The sequence below is a fragment of the Serratia sp. SSNIH1 genome (assembly GCF_002935055.1).
GTDB classification, from domain to species: domain Bacteria; phylum Pseudomonadota; class Gammaproteobacteria; order Enterobacterales; family Enterobacteriaceae; genus Serratia; species Serratia nevei.
In genome coordinates this window covers 977,245-995,564 of record NZ_CP026383.1, presented here as the reverse complement: position 1 = coordinate 995,564, position 18,320 = coordinate 977,245, and the positions used below count along the sequence as shown (strand labels likewise).

At 60.6% G+C, this 18,320-nt stretch carries 15 protein-coding genes; 10 read left to right on the top strand and 5 right to left on the bottom strand.

From position 1 onward, the window contains the following. The first annotated feature begins 29 nt into the window (after positions 1-29). From C3F38_RS04715 to C3F38_RS04705, 3 genes are read left to right on the top strand one after another with little or no spacing between them, the layout of a single operon-like run. Positions 30-1,559 (top strand): FGGY-family carbohydrate kinase, encoded by a 1,530-nt coding sequence (locus C3F38_RS04715; protein ID WP_055317389.1) that lies wholly within the window; start codon positions 30-32, stop codon positions 1,557-1,559. After that, on the top strand, positions 1,556-2,887 hold the full coding sequence (gene fucP / locus C3F38_RS04710; protein WP_049271155.1) for an L-fucose:H+ symporter permease: 1,332 nt from the start codon (positions 1,556-1,558) through the stop codon (positions 2,885-2,887). The genes C3F38_RS04715 and fucP overlap by 4 nt, the downstream gene beginning before the upstream one ends. A gap of 1 nt (position 2,888) precedes the next feature. Then, positions 2,889-3,281, top strand: coding sequence for a VOC family protein (locus tag C3F38_RS04705; protein ID WP_055317388.1), 393 nt, complete (start codon positions 2,889-2,891; stop codon positions 3,279-3,281). 841 nt (positions 3,282-4,122) lie between these two features. On the opposite strand, the gene C3F38_RS04700 is transcribed toward C3F38_RS04705, so the two are convergent. Further along, positions 4,123-4,839 carry a LuxR family transcriptional regulator gene (locus C3F38_RS04700; RefSeq protein ID WP_047729189.1) on the bottom strand — a complete coding sequence of 239 codons (717 nt, stop codon included), beginning with the start codon at positions 4,837-4,839 and terminating at the stop codon, positions 4,123-4,125. A 201-nt stretch (positions 4,840-5,040) separates the two neighbouring features. Between C3F38_RS04700 and C3F38_RS04695 the strand changes: the two genes are divergently transcribed. Continuing rightward, on the top strand, positions 5,041-5,799 hold the full coding sequence (locus C3F38_RS04695; protein WP_047729191.1) for a DeoR/GlpR family DNA-binding transcription regulator: 759 nt from the start codon (positions 5,041-5,043) through the stop codon (positions 5,797-5,799). Positions 5,800-5,859: 60 nt separating this feature from the next. Here C3F38_RS04695 and lptG read toward each other — a convergent pair whose 3' ends face one another. After that, the gene (gene lptG, locus C3F38_RS04690) at positions 5,860-6,930 is read right to left on the bottom strand and encodes an LPS export ABC transporter permease LptG (protein ID WP_019453290.1); all 1,071 of its coding nucleotides are present in this window, start codon (positions 6,928-6,930) and stop codon (positions 5,860-5,862) included. Continuing rightward, the gene (lptF, locus tag C3F38_RS04685; protein WP_055317387.1) at positions 6,930-8,024 is read right to left on the bottom strand and encodes an LPS export ABC transporter permease LptF; all 1,095 of its coding nucleotides are present in this window, start codon (positions 8,022-8,024) and stop codon (positions 6,930-6,932) included. The genes lptG and lptF overlap by 1 nt, the downstream gene beginning before the upstream one ends. A 282-nt stretch (positions 8,025-8,306) precedes the next feature. Here lptF and pepA point away from each other — a divergent pair, with 282 nt between their 5' ends. From pepA to C3F38_RS04660, 5 genes are all read left to right on the top strand, one after another. Continuing rightward, positions 8,307-9,818 (top strand): leucyl aminopeptidase, encoded by a 1,512-nt coding sequence (pepA, locus tag C3F38_RS04680; protein WP_033636874.1) that lies wholly within the window; start codon positions 8,307-8,309, stop codon positions 9,816-9,818. 84 nt (positions 9,819-9,902) lie between these two features. Then, the gene (locus C3F38_RS04675) at positions 9,903-10,352 is read left to right on the top strand and encodes a DNA polymerase III subunit chi (RefSeq protein ID WP_019453292.1); all 450 of its coding nucleotides are present in this window, start codon (positions 9,903-9,905) and stop codon (positions 10,350-10,352) included. A gap of 12 nt (positions 10,353-10,364) precedes the next feature. Continuing rightward, complete coding sequence (locus C3F38_RS04670) at positions 10,365-13,241, top strand: valine--tRNA ligase (protein ID WP_055315506.1); 2,877 nt, start codon at positions 10,365-10,367, stop codon at positions 13,239-13,241. Between the two features lie 193 nt (positions 13,242-13,434). After that, positions 13,435-13,938, top strand: a complete 504-nt coding sequence (locus tag C3F38_RS04665) for a GNAT family N-acetyltransferase (RefSeq protein WP_055317386.1) — start codon at positions 13,435-13,437, stop codon at positions 13,936-13,938. Between the two features lie 225 nt (positions 13,939-14,163). Beyond that, a complete protein-coding gene (locus C3F38_RS04660) occupies positions 14,164-15,771 on the top strand; it encodes a GMC family oxidoreductase (protein ID WP_048232534.1) in 1,608 nt (535 codons plus the stop codon). A gap of 15 nt (positions 15,772-15,786) precedes the next feature. Here the strand turns inward: C3F38_RS04660 and miaE are convergent, their stop codons facing one another. Beyond that, the gene (miaE, locus tag C3F38_RS04655; RefSeq protein ID WP_015376459.1) at positions 15,787-16,551 is read right to left on the bottom strand and encodes a tRNA isopentenyl-2-thiomethyl-A-37 hydroxylase MiaE; all 765 of its coding nucleotides are present in this window, start codon (positions 16,549-16,551) and stop codon (positions 15,787-15,789) included. A 52-nt stretch (positions 16,552-16,603) separates the two neighbouring features. Further along, complete coding sequence (rraB, locus tag C3F38_RS04650; protein WP_025305115.1) at positions 16,604-17,029, bottom strand: ribonuclease E inhibitor RraB; 426 nt, start codon at positions 17,027-17,029, stop codon at positions 16,604-16,606. Between the two features lie 162 nt (positions 17,030-17,191). Here rraB and argF point away from each other — a divergent pair, with 162 nt between their 5' ends. Next, positions 17,192-18,211, top strand: a complete 1,020-nt coding sequence (gene argF, locus C3F38_RS04645) for an ornithine carbamoyltransferase (RefSeq protein ID WP_038879014.1) — start codon at positions 17,192-17,194, stop codon at positions 18,209-18,211. Positions 18,212-18,320: the final 109 nt, after the last annotated feature.

The following is an 18,320-nucleotide window of genomic DNA, read 5'->3' as shown; positions in this document are numbered from 1 at the left end:
CCGCGCCATCCGCCACGGGAGTGATAACAATGAAAGATTTACTTCTTACCCTTGATATCGGCACCGGCAGCACCCGCGCCGGGCTGGTCGCCAACACCGGGAAAATCCTTGGCTTCGCGCAGCGCGAGTACGAACAGATCACGCCGCAGGCCGGTTGGTCTGAACAATCGCCTTCGCTGTGGTGGCAGTGCGTTTGCCAATGTACGCAGGAGCTGCACGCGCGCTACGCCGAATACTGGCCGCGTATCGCCGCCGTCGGTGCCTGCGGGCAGATGCACGGCACGGTTTTGCTCGATGCCGACGGCGAGCTGGTCGTCGATCGCGCCATGCTGTGGAACGACAAACGCGCGCAGCCGCAGGTGGCGCGCTTTAGCCACCAACAGCCGCCGCAGCCCTGGCTTGAACTGTTGAACAATCCCCCCACCGCCGCCTGGCCGGCGTTCAAGTTGGCCTGGCTGCGCGAGCATCACCTATCGCAGTGGGAACGCATCGCCACGGTGTTGATGCCGAAGGATTACGTCAATTTCCGGCTCTGCGGCGTACGCGCCACCGATTACAGCGAAGCCTCCTGTTATTACCTGATGGACAGCGCCACGCTGCAGTGGTCGCCAGAGGCGCTGCGGCAGTTCGGGCTGCGCGCCGATCAGCTGCCCGCCATCCATCTTTCCAGCGAGGTGATTGGCCACATTACGCCCGCAGCGGCACGCGTGACCGGTCTGCCGCCGGGGGTGCCGGTGGTAGCGGGCACGGCGGATATGGCCGCTACCCTGCTCGGCTCCGGCGTCTATCAGGCCGGCATCGCCTCCGACAGCACCGGCACCTCCACGCTGCTCACCGTGGTCTCGGAACACCCGCTGCTCTCCGCCGGCGTCAACAACCTGCACCTGGCCAACTCGGCCTGGGGCGGTTTTACCCTGCTCGACGCCGGTGGCGACGCCATGCGCTGGGCGCGTTCGGCGCTGAGCGCCGGCCAACTCAGCCATCAGCAGATGCTCGATATGGCGGCCGAGGTGCCGCCGGGTGCCGAGGGGCTGCTGTTCCTGCCCTACCTGACCGGCGAGCGGCTGGCGGAACACACCAACTCGCGCGCGCAGTTCTTCGGCCTGCAGCGCAAGCATAGGCAGCCGCATCTCTACCGCGCGGTGCTGGAAGGCGTAGCGCTGGCCTCCCTGCGTAATCTGCAGCAGCTCAGGCGCCACGCACAGGAGCCGGAGGCAATGATCGCCTCCGGCGGCGGCGCACGCAGCCCGCTGTGGCTGCAGATCAAAGCCTCGGTCTATAACCTGCCGCTGCTGCAGACACGCAATCAGGAGAACGGCACCACCGGCTGCGCGATCGTCGCCGGGGTCGGCGTCGGGCTGTTCAGCAGTTTCGCCCAGGGGGTGAGCCGCACCGTCAGCATCGAGCGCGAATTTACCCCCGATCCACGCCAGCACGAACACTACCTGCGCTGCTTCGAGCTGTTCGAACAGCTCTACCGCCAGGCGCAACCCCTCTACGAACAGCTTGACGTTATTAGCTCGTTCTCTTTTTCTCCGGATGAAGGAACACCGCAATGAGCGACTCTCTGATTAACAAGGGCGACATCGCGCAGCACGCCGCGGCCGAAAGTATCGACCGCAGCGCCTATCTGCCCGCCACGCCTTGGCTGCAGCTGATGCTGGTCTGCTGCCTGTTCGCCCTGTGGGGCATGGCCGGCAACCTGAACGATATTCTGATCGCCCAGTTCAAAAAAGGCTTCGATCTGTCGGATACCCAGACCGCGCTGGTGCAGTCGATCTTCTTCCTCGGTTACTTCGTAATGGCGCTGCCCGCCGCAGCGGTGATCAAACGCTACTCGTACAAGGTGGCGATCGTGATCGGCCTGTGCCTGTACGCACTCGGCTGTTTCCTGTTTATTCCTGCGGCGCAGATCATGACCTATGGCGCCTTCCTGGCCTGCCTGGGGGTGATCGCTACCGGGCTGTCGTTCCTGGAAACCTCAGCCAATACCTACTCCAGCCTGCTGGGGCCGCTGGAAACCTCCACCCAGCGCATCAACTTTTCGCAGATCTTCAACTCGCTGGGGATCATTTTTGGCGTACTGATCGGCCAGCAGCTGGTGTTCGGCAAAAACGATCCCAGCCACGCCGAGCTGCTGCAGATGCCACCGGCGGCGGCCGAAGCGGCACGCACCCAGATGGTGTCGCAGGTGGTCACACCTTATCTGATCATCGGCAGCGTGCTGATCGTGTTGGCGCTGATCTTCGTGGCGGTGAAATTCCCCGCCTGCAAAACCCAACGCTCGCACCAGGGAGCGGGCAAGCCGCTGATGCAGTCGCTGAAGATCCTGCTGGCGCTGCCGCGCTTCCGATTGGGGGTGCTGTCGCAGTTCCTGTATGTCGGCGCGCAGGTAGGGCTGTGGAGTTTCACCATTCGTTTTGTACAGATGATTGAACAGGGGGCAACCGAGCATTCGGCCACCTACTGGCTGCTGGCCACGCTGGTCTGTTACTCGGCCGGCAAGGTAGTCACCACCGCGCTGATGAAAAAGTTCAGCCCGGCGCGGTTGCTCGGCGTGTTCTGTTCGGTATGCGTGCTGCTGTTGCTGCTGGCCGTCAACATCCAAAGCCTGCTGGCGGTGGTGGCGATCATGGGCGTCAACTTCTGCATGGCGCTGTGCTGGCCAACCAACTTTGGCCTGACGATCAAAGGGCTGGGCGAAGAAACTCAGGTGGCCGGTTCGATCGTGGTGATGTCGATCATCGGCGGCGCGGTGGTGCCGTTAATCATGGGCATCATCTCCGATCTCAACGGCGGCGATATGCAGATCGCCTTCGCAGTACCGCTGGTCTGCTTCGCCTACGTCGCCTTCTATGGCTTCTACTGCGCGCGCAAGGGGATTTGATATGGCACACCGGATTAACGGGTTGATGCACGTCGGTCTGCGCTGCGCCGATATCGAACGAGCCGCCGGCTTCTATCGTTCACTCGGTTTCGAACCCCGACAAACGCTGGCGCTCGGCGGCCCCGTCGCCGTACAGTTTTTGCAGTTGGGTGAGCTAACGCTGGAGTTATACCAGCTACCTGACGAAGGGCTGACTCGCCCCGCCAGCGCCTATGGTATCGACCATATCGCTTTGCGGGTCACTGATCTGGCAGCCACGCAGCGTTGGCTGGCGGAGCTGGGGTATCCGGTGATTGAAGGGCCGACGCTGCAGCCCAGCGGTGCCAACGGCGTGCGTTATCTGATGATCGCCGGGCCGGACGGTGAGCGGGTGGAGTTCAGCCAACCGCTGTAATGTTTCTTCCCACATAGCACAAGGCCCGATGGCGGTTATAAGCCATCGGGCCTCATTCGCTTTTTTGTCAGCTCGCGAGCCTTTACCGCCATAGCCATGCACCTTATCGGCCATCGCCTACATTTCCTTAATCCCCCTACCAGACAGCGCCAAATAATCCCCAACCGCAATGGCAACACTGCAAATAATTGCATATCCATGTGTCAGCCAATAAAGAGTGAGTTTGCTTAACATTCCGAGAACACTATTTTTTCATTGATGAATATCAGGCAGGAAATAAAAAATCGTAATAGCGTTCGCAAAGGCGAAAGAGTAATTCTATTAGATGAGCTTTATCTTAAATCACCAGAAAATAGCGTACATACCTAACAAAATGGCTAGTTAATACCTAAAAACCAGCTGAGATCGCTTGCCTATGCGGAGTTAATAGCTTTAAGATAGTGCAAGAAAATTTTCCCTGGTGTTGGCCAATATTGGCAACCTGGCCCTACGCGGTCAGGTTTTTTTTTGTATTTTTTATCAAAACATTACCGGGGAAGTGTATCGCCTTGACGGGTGGGAAACCAGTTAGACTAAAGTACAGTCCCTCACTAGACCTTTATCAGTTCAGTCTGGTTATTATTTCACATCGTAGAGATCGGGACCGGTACTCTATTACTTCCTTCTCTAGAATCACCACGGTACCAAATCAATACCGGCTGCCGCCTGTCATTCCCTGAATCGAAAGAATCTATTTCCTATCCAGTATTTTCTACCTTTAGGCTTATCTCGGCTGATTTGGCTCTGCCTGGTCGCCGGCGCAGCCTCCCACCGAAACGCCAGCCGCGAGCCTGCTTGCGCATCACTCAACCGGTTTAATCAGCCGCAGCTCCATCCCCAGGCGCACGGCATGTCGGGCATTCGTTACCCCCAACTTTTTGACTATGTTGGACATATGAAACTTGATGGTGCCGGTCTTTATGCCCAGGATCATCGCCGTTTCCTGGTAGGTTTTACCCACGCTGGCCCAATAGAGGATTTCGTTTTCTCTGTCGGTAAAGCGGGCGTTACGCTCCAGGGATGCGGCGTTTTTTTCTGACAGTGGGGACAGCGCCAGGTACGACTCATGGATTGAGGCCAGCAATACCGAAATATCACCTTTACGATCGGTGAGTGCCTGGATGGCTTCCGCTCTCTGCTCAACGTTGAAGGCAAAGGAAAGCGTGACGAGATTGTCGTTGTAATCATGCAGCACAAAGGTATAGCCGTGCGTTACGCCAAACTCGCGGGCCTGTTCGAACAACTCGGGAAAGTGCAGCCCCGCGTCAGCCATGATTTGCTCGTCCCAGGCGAAAGGGGTCAGGCGGTTGCGGGCGGTAAGCACCACCGGATCAATATACTGCAACCCCTGCTCTTGATACTTTTTTACCCATTCACTCGGGTAGTTGGTAACCCCAAAGATGCAGGCAATGTCTTTTTTGGATAACACTACATACGCCCACAGGAGATCGCCTAACTCCCCCAACGCCGCTTCCAGGCGCTTGCCGATAATGTTGCTGAGATTATATTCATCTTCCATTGGCTGTCAGCTCCCTCTTCCCAACCTACCGCTGAACTGACTATACCAAAAAGGATCGACGCGCCGTAACCTTCGCACCTTGCACGGATAACGCCCGGTGGAATATTGCCAGCGGCAGCCGGCAAGCGCTTTGCCTGCCGCCGATACGCGGGGTATATTAGCCGCACGTCCATTGTGCCTGTCAGGAGTGAATGAGTGAGCATGTTCGCAGAAGAGCGCCAGGAAAAACTCCTCGCCATTCTCAAGGAGAAGCGCAAGCTCTCCGTGGGGGAAATGAGCTCGCGCTTTAACGTCTCCGGCGCCACCATCCGCACCGATCTGCGCATTCTGGAAGACGCCGGTATGCTGACACGCACCCACGGCGGCGCCATTCTGCGCACCCGCGCCAGCTTCGAGGTCGGTTCCGATCAGCGTGAAGAGGTGAACCTCAGCGCCAAGGAGCAAATCGGTCAATTGGCCGCCGGCCTGGTGGAAGACGGCGACATCATCGTATTGGACACCGGCACCACCACCCTGCAGATCGCCCGCCATCTGCGCCAGCGCCGCAACCTGACCGTGGTCACCAACGATTTCATGATCGCCAAGAGTCTGGAAGACGTCGAATCGATCCAGATCATCCTGCTGGGCGGCATCGTCAAAAAGGGTTATCACTGCGCGGTCGCCATCAGCGGCCGTTCGCTGCTGGATACGCTGAACATCGACAAGGCGTTTATGGGTACCAACGCATTGTCGCTGAAACAGGGCGCCTGCGTGGCCGACATCATGCTGGCCGAAACCAAGCGCGCGATGGTGGAACATGCCAATCAGGTGATCGTGGTGTGCGATCACTCCAAGCTGAGCAACACCTCGCTGGCGCAGTTCGCCTCCCCTGCCCAGATCGACACTCTCGTGCTGGATCGCCTGCCGGAAGACGCGCAGGCCTATCAGGATGCCGGCATCGCGCTGCTGAGCGTCGGCTGATCCCCCAACAAAAAAGGCGCGGCCCCGCGGCCACGCCTTTCTTCACTACCGATCGCCCTGCTACTTGCGTTTGAGCAGCATATACACGCTGATCAGCAGGAACAGCATGCTCGGCAGCAGCGCACCCAGCACCGGCGGCATGCTGTAGACCATGCTCAGCGGGCCGAAGATCTGATCCAGCACGTAGAACAGGAAGCCGAAGCTGATGCCGGTCACCACGCGGATGCCCATCGGCACGCTGCGCAGCGGGCCGAAAATGAACGACAGCGCCATCAGCATCATCACCGCCACCGACAGCGGCGAGAAGATTTTGCTCCACATGTTGAGCTGGTAACGGTTGGATTCCTGGCCGCTCTGCTTCAGGTACTTCACGTAGTTGTGCAGCCCGCTGATGGAGAGCGAATCCGGATCCAGCGCCACTACGCCCAGCTTATCCGGGGTCAGGTTGGTTTTCCATTCGCCGGTCAGCGTCTGGGTACCGGTCACCTGTTTCGGGTTGGTCAGATCCGAGGTGTCCACCTGCGAAAGCTGCCACAGGCCGTTCTCGAAGCTGGCGGTGGCGGCATAGCGCACCGTCTCGAGGCGACGCTGGTCGTTGAAGTGGTAGATGTTCACGCCGGAGAGTTCTTTATCACCGGAGACGCGTTCGATGTAGATGAAGTCGTTGCCGTCCTTCGCCCACAGCCCGCTCTTGGTGGAGAGCAGCGAGCCGCCGTACATCTGCTGGGCGCGGTAGTTGCGCGCCATCTGCTCGCCCTGCGGCGCCACCCACTCGCCGATCGCCATGGTCAGCAGCACCAGCGGAATGGCGGTTTTCATCACCGAGCCGGCGATCTGCAGGCGGGTGAAGCCGGAAGCCTGCATCACCACCAGTTCACTGCGCGTCGCCAGTTGGCCCAGGCCGAGCAGCGCGCCAAGCAGCGCCGCCATCGGGAAGAAGATCTCGATGTCTTTCGGCACGCTCAGCAGGGTGTACATGCCGGCACTCAGCGCGGTGTACTCGCCCTGGCCGACCTTGCGCAGCTGATCGACGAACTTGATGATGCCGGACAGCGACACCAGCATGAACAGCGTCATGATGATGGTGTTGAAAATCGTTTTACCGATATACCGGTCTAATACGCCAAACATCAGGCCGCTCCTCTCAGGCGTGCGCGCAGCTTGCGCATCGGCACGGTATCCCACAGGTTCAGCGCCAGCGCGATCGCAAAGTAAACGCCGTTAACCAGCCACAGCCACAGCATCGGATCCAGCTTGCCCTTGCCGGCGTTGGAGCGCAGCGAGGTCTGCAGCAGGAAGAAGATCAGATACAGCAGGATGGCCGGCAGCATGCTCAGCACGCGGCCCTGGCGCGGGTTCACCACGCTGAGCGGCACCACCAGCAGCGCCATCAGCGCCACCGACACCACCAGCGTCAGGCGCCAGTGCAGCTCGGCGCGCGCGTCCGGATCGTCGGATTCCCACAGCGTCTGCATCGACATCTGTTCGGATTCGGTGTTGTCCGCCGCCACGGTGCGGTGGCCAATCACCGCCTTGTAGTCGGTGAAGTCAGTAATGCGGAAGTCGCGCAGCAGCGCGGTGCCTTCAAAGCGGGTGCCCTTGTCGAGCGTCACCACCTGCGAACCGTCTTTCTGCTGCACGATGTTGCCGTGCTCGGCCACCACCACCGACGGGCGTTGGTTGCCGTTCGGCCGCAGCTGCGCCAGGAACACATCGTTGAAGGTACTGCCCTTCACGTTGCCGATAAACAGCACCGCGTTGCCGTCCTGCGAGGGTTTGAACTGCCCTTCCGCCAGCCCGGCGATGCTCGGGTTGGCCTTGGCTTCGTTCACCACCACGTCCTGAGAGCGCGAGGCCCAGGGGCCGGCCCAAAACACGTTCACCGCCGCGACCGCAGAGGTGAACAGCGCCAGGATCATGGCGGCGATAATCAGGGTGCGTTTGCCCAGCCCACAGGCGTGCATAACGGTGATTTCGCTCTCGGTATACAACCGCCCAAGCGTCATCAGCAAGCCGAGAAACAGGCTCAAAGGCAGGATGAGCTGCGCCATTTTCGGCACGCCCAACGCGAGCAGGGAGAGTACTAAGTTTGTCGGGATATTGCCGTCCACCGCGTCGCCCAACACCCTGACCAGGTTCTGACAAAAGAAGATCAGAAGCAGGATGAACAGGATGGCGATTTGGCTCTTGAGCGTTTCCCGTACCAGATATCTTATGATGATCACGCTTATTACGCCTGTGAAAACTTGTCTTTTTGCAGGAAAATCGATAATTTCATCGTTAATCCGCCATTTATTCTCATCATATGGCAACCTTCACAGCTAAAATAGTATTACAACATCAAGCCGTTTGGGTGTCCTATAGGAACTTGCTTATAGTCGCCAAAACAGAGCAATTTATGCCGTTCAGGTTAACATAATCCGTTAACTCAAATGGCAGGAGATCGTTACGGAGTCGGTTATTCTAGCCGTAGCGTCCGCCTTTGTCTTTAAGATTCAGGAGAGTGCATGGAGTTCAGTGTAAAAAGCGGTAGCCCGGAAAAACAGCGCAGTGCCTGTATTGTAGTCGGCGTTTTCGAACCGCGCCGCCTGTCCCCTATCGCAGAACAACTCGACAAAATCAGTGATGGTTATATCAGCGCATTGCTGCGCCGTGGCGAACTGGAAGGCAAGGTCGGGCAGACGCTGCTACTGCACCATGTGCCCAACATTCTCTCCGAGCGCATCCTGCTGATCGGCTGCGGCAAAGAGCGCGAGCTCGATGAGCGCCAATACAAGCAGGTGATCCAGAAAACCATCAATACCCTCAACGACACCGGCTCGATGGAAGCGGTCTGCTTCCTGACCGAACTGCACGTGAAAGGCCGCAATACCTACTGGAAAGTGCGTCAGGCGGTAGAAACCGCCAAAGAGACGCTCTACACCTTCGATCAGCTGAAAAGCAACAAGGTGGAGCCGCGCCGTCCGCTGCGCAAAATGGTGTTCAACGTGCCGACCCGCCGTGAGCTCACCAGCGGCGAGCGCGCCATCCAGCACGGCCTGGCGGTGGCTTCCGGCATCAAGGCAGCCAAAGATCTCGGCAACATGCCGCCGAACATCTGTAACGCCGGCTACCTGGCCTCGCAGGCCCGTCAGCTGGCGGACGCCTTCAGCACCCACATCACCACCCGCGTCATCGGCGAACAGCAGATGAAAGAGCTGGGCATGAACGCCTATCTGGCGGTCGGCGCCGGTTCGCAGAACGAATCATTGATGTCGGTGATGGAATATAAGGGCAACCCAAATCCGGACGCTAAGCCGATCGTGCTGGTCGGTAAAGGGCTGACCTTCGACTCCGGCGGCATCTCGATCAAACCGGCCGACGGCATGGACGAGATGAAATACGACATGTGCGGCGCGGCGACCGTGTACGGCGTGATGCGCGTGGTGGCGGAGCTGAACCTGCCGCTGAACGTGATCGGCGTGCTGGCCGGCTGTGAAAACATGCCGGGCGGCCGTGCTTACCGTCCGGGCGACGTGCTGACCACCATGTCCGGCCAGACCGTCGAGGTGCTCAACACCGACGCCGAAGGCCGTCTGGTGCTGTGCGATACTCTGACCTACGTCGAGCGCTTCGAGCCGGAGCTGGTGATCGACATCGCCACCCTGACCGGCGCCTGCGTGATCGCCTTGGGCCATCACATCACCGGCCTGATGTCGAACCACAATCCGCTGGCACACGAGCTGCTGGGCGCTTCCGAGCAGGCCGGCGACCGCGCCTGGCGCCTGCCGATGGCCGACGAGTACTACGAGCAGCTGGACTCCAACTTCGCCGACATGGCGAACATCGGTGGCCGCCCTGGCGGCGCCATCACCGCCGCCTGCTTCCTGTCGCGCTTCACCCGCAAGTACACCTGGGCGCACCTGGATATCGCCGGCACCGCCTGGCGCTCCGGTAAAGCCAAGGGCGCGACCGGCCGCCCGGTGGCGCTGCTGTCGCAGTTCTTGCTCAACCGTGCAGGCCTGAACGGCGACGATTAAATCTGAGCGGTAATTCAGGTATAATCCCAAGGGGCACAGCATGCTGTGCCCCTACATTTTTTTATCGGCAGCGGTGGATCCTTAATGAAACAGGCGACGTTTTATTTGCTCGACAACGCGGAACCGTCAGGCGCGCTCAGCGCCCATGAGGCCGTGGCCTGCGCCGTTGCCGCCGAACGCTGGCGTGCCGGCAAGCGGGTGCTGATCGCCTGCGAGAGCCAAGAGCAGGCCCAGCGGCTGGACGAAGCGCTGTGGCAGCGCGAGCCGCATGAATTCGTGCCGCACAACCTGGCCGGCGAAGGGCCGCACTACGGCGCGCCGGTGGAACTGTGCTGGCCCGGCAAGCGCGGCAATGCCCCGCGCGACCTGCTGATCGCCCTGCTGCCGCAGTTTGCCGATTTTGCTACCGCTTTCCATGAAGTGGTAGACTTCGTTCCTTACGAAGACACTCTGAAACAGTTGGCGCGCGACCGTTACAAGGCCTATCGCAGCGTCGGCTTCCATTTGACCACGGCTACGCCGCCAACTCACTGAATACGATAAAGAATGGAAAAGACAAACAGTCAGCTCGACACCGCATACGACCCAAAACAGATCGAACAGAAGCTGTACGATCACTGGGAGAATCAGGGTTACTTCAAGCCGAACGGCGACACCAGCCAGGAAAGCTTCTGCATCATGATCCCGCCGCCGAACGTCACCGGCAGCCTGCACATGGGCCACGCGTTCCAGCAGACCATCATGGACACCATGATTCGCTATCAGCGCATGCAGGGTAAAAACACCCTGTGGCAGGCGGGCACCGACCACGCCGGCATCGCCACCCAGATGGTGGTAGAGCGCAAGATCGCCGCGGAAGAAGGCAAAACCCGCCACGACTACGGCCGTGACGCGTTCATCGACAAAATCTGGCAGTGGAAGGCGGAGTCCGGCGGCACCATCACCCGCCAGATGCGCCGTCTGGGCAACTCCGTGGACTGGGAGCGCGAGCGCTTCACCATGGACGAAGGCCTGTCGAACGCGGTGCGCGAAGTGTTTGTCCGTCTGCACAAAGAAGACCTGATCTACCGCGGGAAGCGCCTGGTGAACTGGGATCCGAAGCTGCGCACCGCCATCTCCGATCTGGAAGTGGAAAACCGCGAATCCAAAGGCTCCATGTGGCACCTGCGCTACCCGCTGGCCGACGGCGCGAAAACCGCCGAGGGCAAAGACTACCTGGTGGTCGCCACCACCCGTCCGGAAACCGTGCTGGGCGATACCGGCGTGGCGGTCAACCCGGAAGATCCGCGCTATAAAGACCTGATCGGCAAAGAGATCATTCTGCCGCTGGTCGGCCGCCGCATCCGCATCGTCGGCGACGAACACGCCGATATGGAAAAAGGCACCGGCTGCGTGAAGATCACCCCGGCGCACGATTTCAACGACTACGAAGTCGGCAAACGCCACGGCCTGCCGATGATCAACATTCTGACCTTCGACGGTGACATCCGCCAGGAAGCGGAAGTGTTCAACACCCTGGGCGAAGTCTGCACCGACTACTGCAACGAGATCCCGGCCGAGTTCCGTGGCCTGGAGCGCTTCGCGGCGCGTAAAGCGGTGGTTGCCGCCTTCGATAATCTGGGCCTGCTGGACGAGATCAAACCGCACGACCTGACGGTGCCTTACGGCGACCGCGGCGGCGTGGTGATCGAGCCGATGCTGACCGACCAATGGTACGTGCGCACCGCGCCGCTGGCCAAAGTGGCGGTGGAAGCGGTCGAACAGGGCCAAATCGAGTTCGTGCCGAAGCAGTACGAAAACATGTACTTCAGCTGGATGCGCGACATTCAGGACTGGTGCATCTCGCGTCAGCTGTGGTGGGGCCACCGCATCCCGGCCTGGTATGACGTGAACGGCAAAGTCTACGTGGGCCGCAGCGAAGAAGAAGTGCGCAGCGAGAACAACCTGGGCGCCGACGTGGTGCTGACCCAGGACGAAGACGTGCTGGACACCTGGTTCTCGTCCGGCCTGTGGACCTTCTCTACCCTGGGCTGGCCGGAGCAGACCGAGGCGCTGAAAACCTTCCACCCGACCAGCGTGATGGTCAGCGGCTTCGACATCATCTTCTTCTGGATCGCGCGCATGATCATGCTGACCATGCACTTCATCAAGGATGAAAACGGCAAGCCGCAGGTGCCGTTCAAGACCGTCTACATGACCGGTCTTATCCGCGACGACGAAGGCCAGAAGATGTCCAAGTCCAAAGGCAACGTGATCGATCCGCTGGACATGGTCGACGGCATCTCGCTGGAAGATCTGCTGGAAAAACGCACCGGCAACATGATGCAGCCGCAGCTGGCGGAGAAAATCCGCAAGCGCACCGAGAAGCAGTTCCCGAACGGCATCGAGCCGCACGGCACCGACGCCCTGCGCTTCACCCTGGCGGCGCTGGCCTCGACCGGCCGCGACATCAACTGGGACATGAAGCGCCTGGAAGGCTACCGCAACTTCTGTAACAAGCTGTGGAACGCCAGCCGCTTCGTGCTGATGAATACCGAAGCGCACGACTGCGGCTTCAACGGCGGCGAGAAGGTGCTGTCGCTGGCGGATCGCTGGATCCTGGCCGAATTCAACCGCACGGTGAAAGCCTACCGCGAAGCGCTGGACACCTACCGCTTCGATCTGGCGGCCAACATCTTGTACGAATTCACCTGGAACCAGTTCTGCGACTGGTATCTGGAGCTGACCAAGCCGGTGGTGAGCAACGGTAGCGAAGCGGAACAGCGCGGCACCCGCCACACGCTGATCACCGTGCTGGAAGCGCTGCTGCGCCTGGCGCACCCGATCATTCCGTTCATCACCGAAACCATCTGGCAGCGCGTGAAGCCGCTGACCGGCACGACCGCAGACACCATCATGCTGCAGCCGTTCCCGGCCTACGACGCCGCGCTGGAAGACGAGCAGGCGCTGAACGATCTGGAGTGGATCAAGCAAACCATCATCGCCGTGCGCAACATCCGCGCCGAGATGAACATCGCGCCAAGCAAAGCGCTCGACGTGCTGCTGCGCAACTGCAGCGCCGACGCCCAGCGCCGCGTGCAGGAGAACCAAAGCTTTATCGCCCGTCTGGCACGCCTGGAATCCATCGCGCTGCTGCCGGCCGGTGATAAAGGCCCGGTCTCCGTCACCAAGCTGGTGGACGGCGCCGAGCTGCTGATCCCGATGGCCGGTTTCATCGACAAGGACGCCGAGATCGCGCGCCTGGCGAAAGAGATGGGCAAGCTGGATGCGGAAATCGCTTCGATCGAAGGCAAGCTGGCGAACGAAGGCTTCGTGGCGCGCGCGCCGGAAGCGGTGGTCGCCAAAGAGCGCGATCGTCTGGCGGCCTGCAAAGAAGGCAAAGTGAAGCTGCAGGAACAGCAGGCGACCATCGCCGCGCTGTAATCCACCGGCTCACGCCAACGCCTGAAAAACAGCGGGGTCTTCCCCGCTGTTTTTTTATCGCCGTTGCATCCGGGCCGGGTTAGATGTTATTACAAGATATTACTGCTGCAGGGACGCCGCCGGGAAATAACCCCCGGCGCGTTTCGTGCTGCGATAAAAACGAACGTGGTCTCTTTCAATGGCGAGTGTAAACATGACAACAGCAACCCCGGCGCGCCTGCTGGTGCGCCCCATCACGGTGGAAGACAATCCCGCCATTGCTCACGTCATTCGCGAAGTCTCCGCCGAGCACGGCCTGACGGCGGATAAAGGCTATACCGTCTCCGATCCCAATCTGGACGCCCTGTATCAGCTCTACAGCCTGCCGCGCAGCGCTTACTGGGTGATCGAGGTGGACGGCCAGGTCGCCGGCGGCGGCGGCATCGCGCCGCTGCAGGGCGGCGCAGACGATATTTGCGAATTGCAGAAGATGTATTTCCTGCCGGTGTTGCGCGGCAAGGGATTGGCGAAACGCCTGGCGCTGCAGGCGCTGGATTTCGCCCGCCAGCACGGCTTCCGCTGTTGTTACCTCGAGACCACCGCCAGCCTGACGCAGGCCGTTGCGCTGTACGAACACCTGGGCTTCGAGCACATCGACCACGCGATGGGCGCTACCGGCCACGTCGATTGCGAAGTCACCATGCTGAAAACGCTGTAATCGCCCCCGTCTCTCTATCATGGCGCAGCTTGCTGCGCCATTTTATTAATATCGCAATCAATCAGTAAAACTCGCTATAACGCCGCTTTTCAAGCAGATAAACTGACGTTAAAAACCACCATGTAAATTTAATGTGAAGTTCGTTAATAAATTAACGATCGCAAATTGACCGCTTTTCCCCCCGCGTTACTCTGCCAGTATCCCAATCGCGCACGGAGAGCTGTCATGTCGGAAAATACCTTTGATTACATCATCGTCGGCGCCGGTTCCGCCGGCTGCGTGCTGGCGGCGCAGCTGATCCGCCGCACCCAGGCGCGGGTGCTGCTGCTGGAAGCCGGCGGCGACGACAATAACCTGTTCATCAAAATGCCGGCCGGGGTGGCCAAGATCATCGCCAAAAAGAGCTGGCCCTACGAGACGGAACCGGAACCGCACGCCAACAACCGCCGCATGCAGATCGCACAGGGCAAGGTGCTGGGCGGCAGCAGCTCGGTCAACGGTATGATCTACCTGCGCGGCCAGCCGCAGGACTACGACGACTGGGCCGAACGCTACGGCTGCACCGGCTGGAGCTACCGTGAGGTGCTGCCCTATTTCAAACGCGCCGAGGCCAACGAAAGCCTGTCGGACGACTACCACGGCGCCGACGGGCTGCTGCCGGTCAGCGAAAACCGCTACCGCCACCCGCTCAGCATGGCGTTTATCCGCGCCGGCCAGGAGCTGAACCTGCCCTATCGCAACGACTTCAACGGCGACAGCCAGCACGGCGTCGGTTTCTACCAAACCACCACCCACAACGGCGAACGCGCCAGCACCGCCCGCACCTACCTGAAGGCGGTGCGCGACGAACGGCGGCTGGTGGTGAAACTGAACGCGCTGGCGCATCGGCTGACCTTCGAGGGCAACGTTGCCACCGGCGTGGTCTACAGCCAGAACGGCGGTGCGGAAGTGACCGCGCGCGCCACCAAAGAGGTGATCGTCAGCGCCGGCGCGGTCGGTTCGCCGAAGCTGCTGATGCTGTCCGGCATCGGCCCGCGCGACCACCTGCAGCAGCTGGGCATCGAGGTGCGGGCGGATCTGCCGGTGGGCAAAAACTTCCACGACCATCTGCACATGTCGATCAACGTCAGCACCCGCGAACCGATCAGCCTGTTCGGCGCCGATCGCGGCCTGCAGGCGCTGAGCCACGGCGCGCAGTGGCTGGCGTTTCGCAGCGGCGTGCTCTCGTCCAACGTGCTGGAAGGCGCCGCCTTCACCGACAGCCGGGGCGATGGCCGTACGGACGTACAGATCCACTTCCTGCCGATGCTGGACAACTGGGACGACGTGCCCGGCGAGCCGCTGCCGAACATTCACGGCTTCACGCTCAAGGTCGGCTACCTGCAGCCGAAGGCGCGTGGCGAAGTGCTGCTGCGCAGCTGCAACCCGCGCGATCCGGTCAAGCTGCACGCCAACTACCTCGGCCACCCGGACGATCTGGCCGGCAGCGTGCGCGCGGTGAAGTTCGGCCTGGGCTTCCTGCAAACCGCGGCGCTGAAGCCGCTGATCAAAGATCTGCTGATGCCGCAGCCGGAGTGGACGCGCGACGAGGCGCAGCTGGAAGCCTTCGTGCGCAATTTCTGCAAGACGGTGTATCACCCGGTGGGCAGCTGCCGCATGGGGCCGTCGCCGCAGGACGCGGTGACCGATCCGCAGCTGCGGGTGCACGGTTTTGAACGGCTGCGGGTGATCGACTGCTCGGTGATGCCGCAGCTCACCAGCGGCAATACCAATGCGCCGACCATCATGCTGGCGGAAAAGGCGGTGGATCTGTTGCTGGGCGCGCCGCAGTAAGGGTGCGCCTCAACCTCAGGCGGCGGCGGGCACGCCGCTGTGGAAACGCAGCTCGCTGTCCGGCGACAGGATCAGCTCAGCCTCGAGGCGGCCGAAATGCGCCACCCGTTCGCTGATGTCGCCGCCGGCGATCTGTTCCGCCAGCGTCAGGTAGTCCTGATAATGGCGCGCTTCGGATCGCAGCAGCGAGACGTAAAAGCGGTTCAGCTCGTCGTCAAGGTGCGGCGCCAGCTTGGCGAAGCGTTCGCAGGATCGCGCTTCGATGTAAGCGCCGCAGATCAGTTTGTCGATCAGCGTTGCCGGATCGTGGGTGCGGATCTCGCGGATCATGCCCTTGGCGTAGCGGCTGGCGGTGATCTTGCGATACGGGATCCCGCGCGCCTGCATGATCTCCAGCACCTGCGAGAAGTGATGCAACTCTTCCTTGATCAACAGCACCATGCGATCCGCCAGATCCTGGCCGTAGGCCGAGCCGTTTTTCGGCAGGATCTTGCGGGTGAACTGGCCCTGGCGGAACAGCGTGTCCGGCGCGCCCTGCGCCTCGTGCAGAAACGCCTCGTAAGGGCGCAGCAGCGCCAACAGCGCGTCGCCGCTCTCTTTGTCCGCCACGTAGCGGCGGATCAACCACATGCCGGTCTGCGCGGCCTTCAGCTCGCACACCAGGTGGTCGGTCAGCAACAGCTGCAGGTTTTCCGGACGGCGCGCGGCGTCAATCCAGGCGTCGGGAGTTTCACAGTGCAGGAAGCTTAAAATCGGGGCTAACAGGGATTGGTATGTCATGGCGTTTATCAGGGGCCGGCGAGAGCCGGCCCAAGTGAATAAGCGGGGTTAATCAGTGGCGTTTACCGTCGTCGTCTTCGTCGATGTAGTCGCCGTCTTCGTCATCCTCACCGTCTTCACCGTTCGGATCTTCGAAGTAGGTGCCCCAGCCGTCGTAATTGACGCCGCAGCGTTCCGCCAGCGCCACCAGCTGCTCGACCTGAGCGTCGATCAGCTCGGCGTTCAGGCCGACTTCGCTGATCACGTCGCAGCACATCACCATCGAACCGTCTTCCACTTCCAGCTCTTCGGCGTCGGTCACTTCGTAGCCCAGCTTGAAGGCTTCAACGGCGGCCTGCTCCAGAACCTCAAATTTCTCGGCGGACAGATGGTGCTCGATGGTGTAGAGCGCGTCCGGATCGCTGCCGTCTTCCAGCAGTTCTTCGATGATCAGGCGGGTCTCTTCACGTTGTTCTTCCAGCAATTCGCGGTTTGCCATGCCTATATCCTCAAGTCAAATGGCCTTCATTCCTTCTATTTTCACACACCGCCGACATTGCTTCCACGATAAACGTGAAAGATTTCCTCGTCGGGGTTGAAATTGAATATTCATACATATAAAGTGAATTTTAATTCAATTAAACAATCAGGGAATCGGACTATGAGCACCGGCAATGCGTTATACCAACGTCACTTTCTGAGGTTAATGGATTTCACCCCCGCCGAGCTGCAGGCACTGCTGCGGCTTTCGGCCGATCTGAAGCAGGCCAAGAAGCAGGGGCAGGAACAGCGCCGGCTGCAGGGCAAAAACATTGCGCTCATCTTCGAAAAAGACTCGACCCGCACGCGATGCTCTTTCGAAGTTGCCGCATTCGATCAGGGCGCGCAGGTGACTTACCTCGGCCCGAGCGGCAGCCAGATCGGCCATAAAGAGTCGATGAAAGACACCGCTCGGGTGCTGGGCCGCCTGTACGACGGTATTCAGTATCGCGGCTACGGCCAGGCGCTGGTGGAAACCCTGGCGGAACACGCCGGCGTGCCGGTGTGGAACGGCCTGACCGACGAGTTCCACCCCACCCAACTGCTGGCGGATCTGCTCACCGTACAGGAGCATCTGCCGGGCAAGGCGCTGAGCGAAGTGAAACTGGCGTACGTCGGCGACGCGCGCAACAACATGGGCAACACGCTGCTGGAAGCCGCCGCGCTGGCGGGCATGGATCTGCGGCTGGTGGCGCCGAAGGCCTGCTGGCCGCAGCCGGAGCTGGTGGCCGAATGCCAGGCGCTGGCGCAGCAAACCGGCGCGAAACTCACCCTGACCGAAGACATCGCAGAAGGGGTGCAGGACGCCGACTTCCTCTACACCGACGTCTGGGTGTCGATGGGTGAACCGAAAGAGACCTGGCAGGAGCGTATCGCGCTGCTGCGGCCGTATCAGGTCAACATGGCGATGCTGAAGTTGACCGGCAACCCGAACGTGAAGTTCCTGCACTGCCTGCCGGCGTTCCACGACGACCAAACCACCCTCGGCAAGCAGATGGCGCAGCAGTACGATCTGCACGGCGGCATGGAAGTGACCGACGAAGTGTTCGAATCGGCGCACAGCGTGGTGTTCGATCAGGCGGAAAACCGGCTGCACACCATCAAGGCGGTGCTGGTCGCCACGCTGAGCGAAACCCTCTGACACGCCTCCCCTCCGCCCTGGCGCCCCCGGCCAGGGCGGCTAATATATTCCTGGAATATCAAATAGCGGATTGGCCTTTGCCCGCCGCAGGCAAAGGTTCTACCGTGAC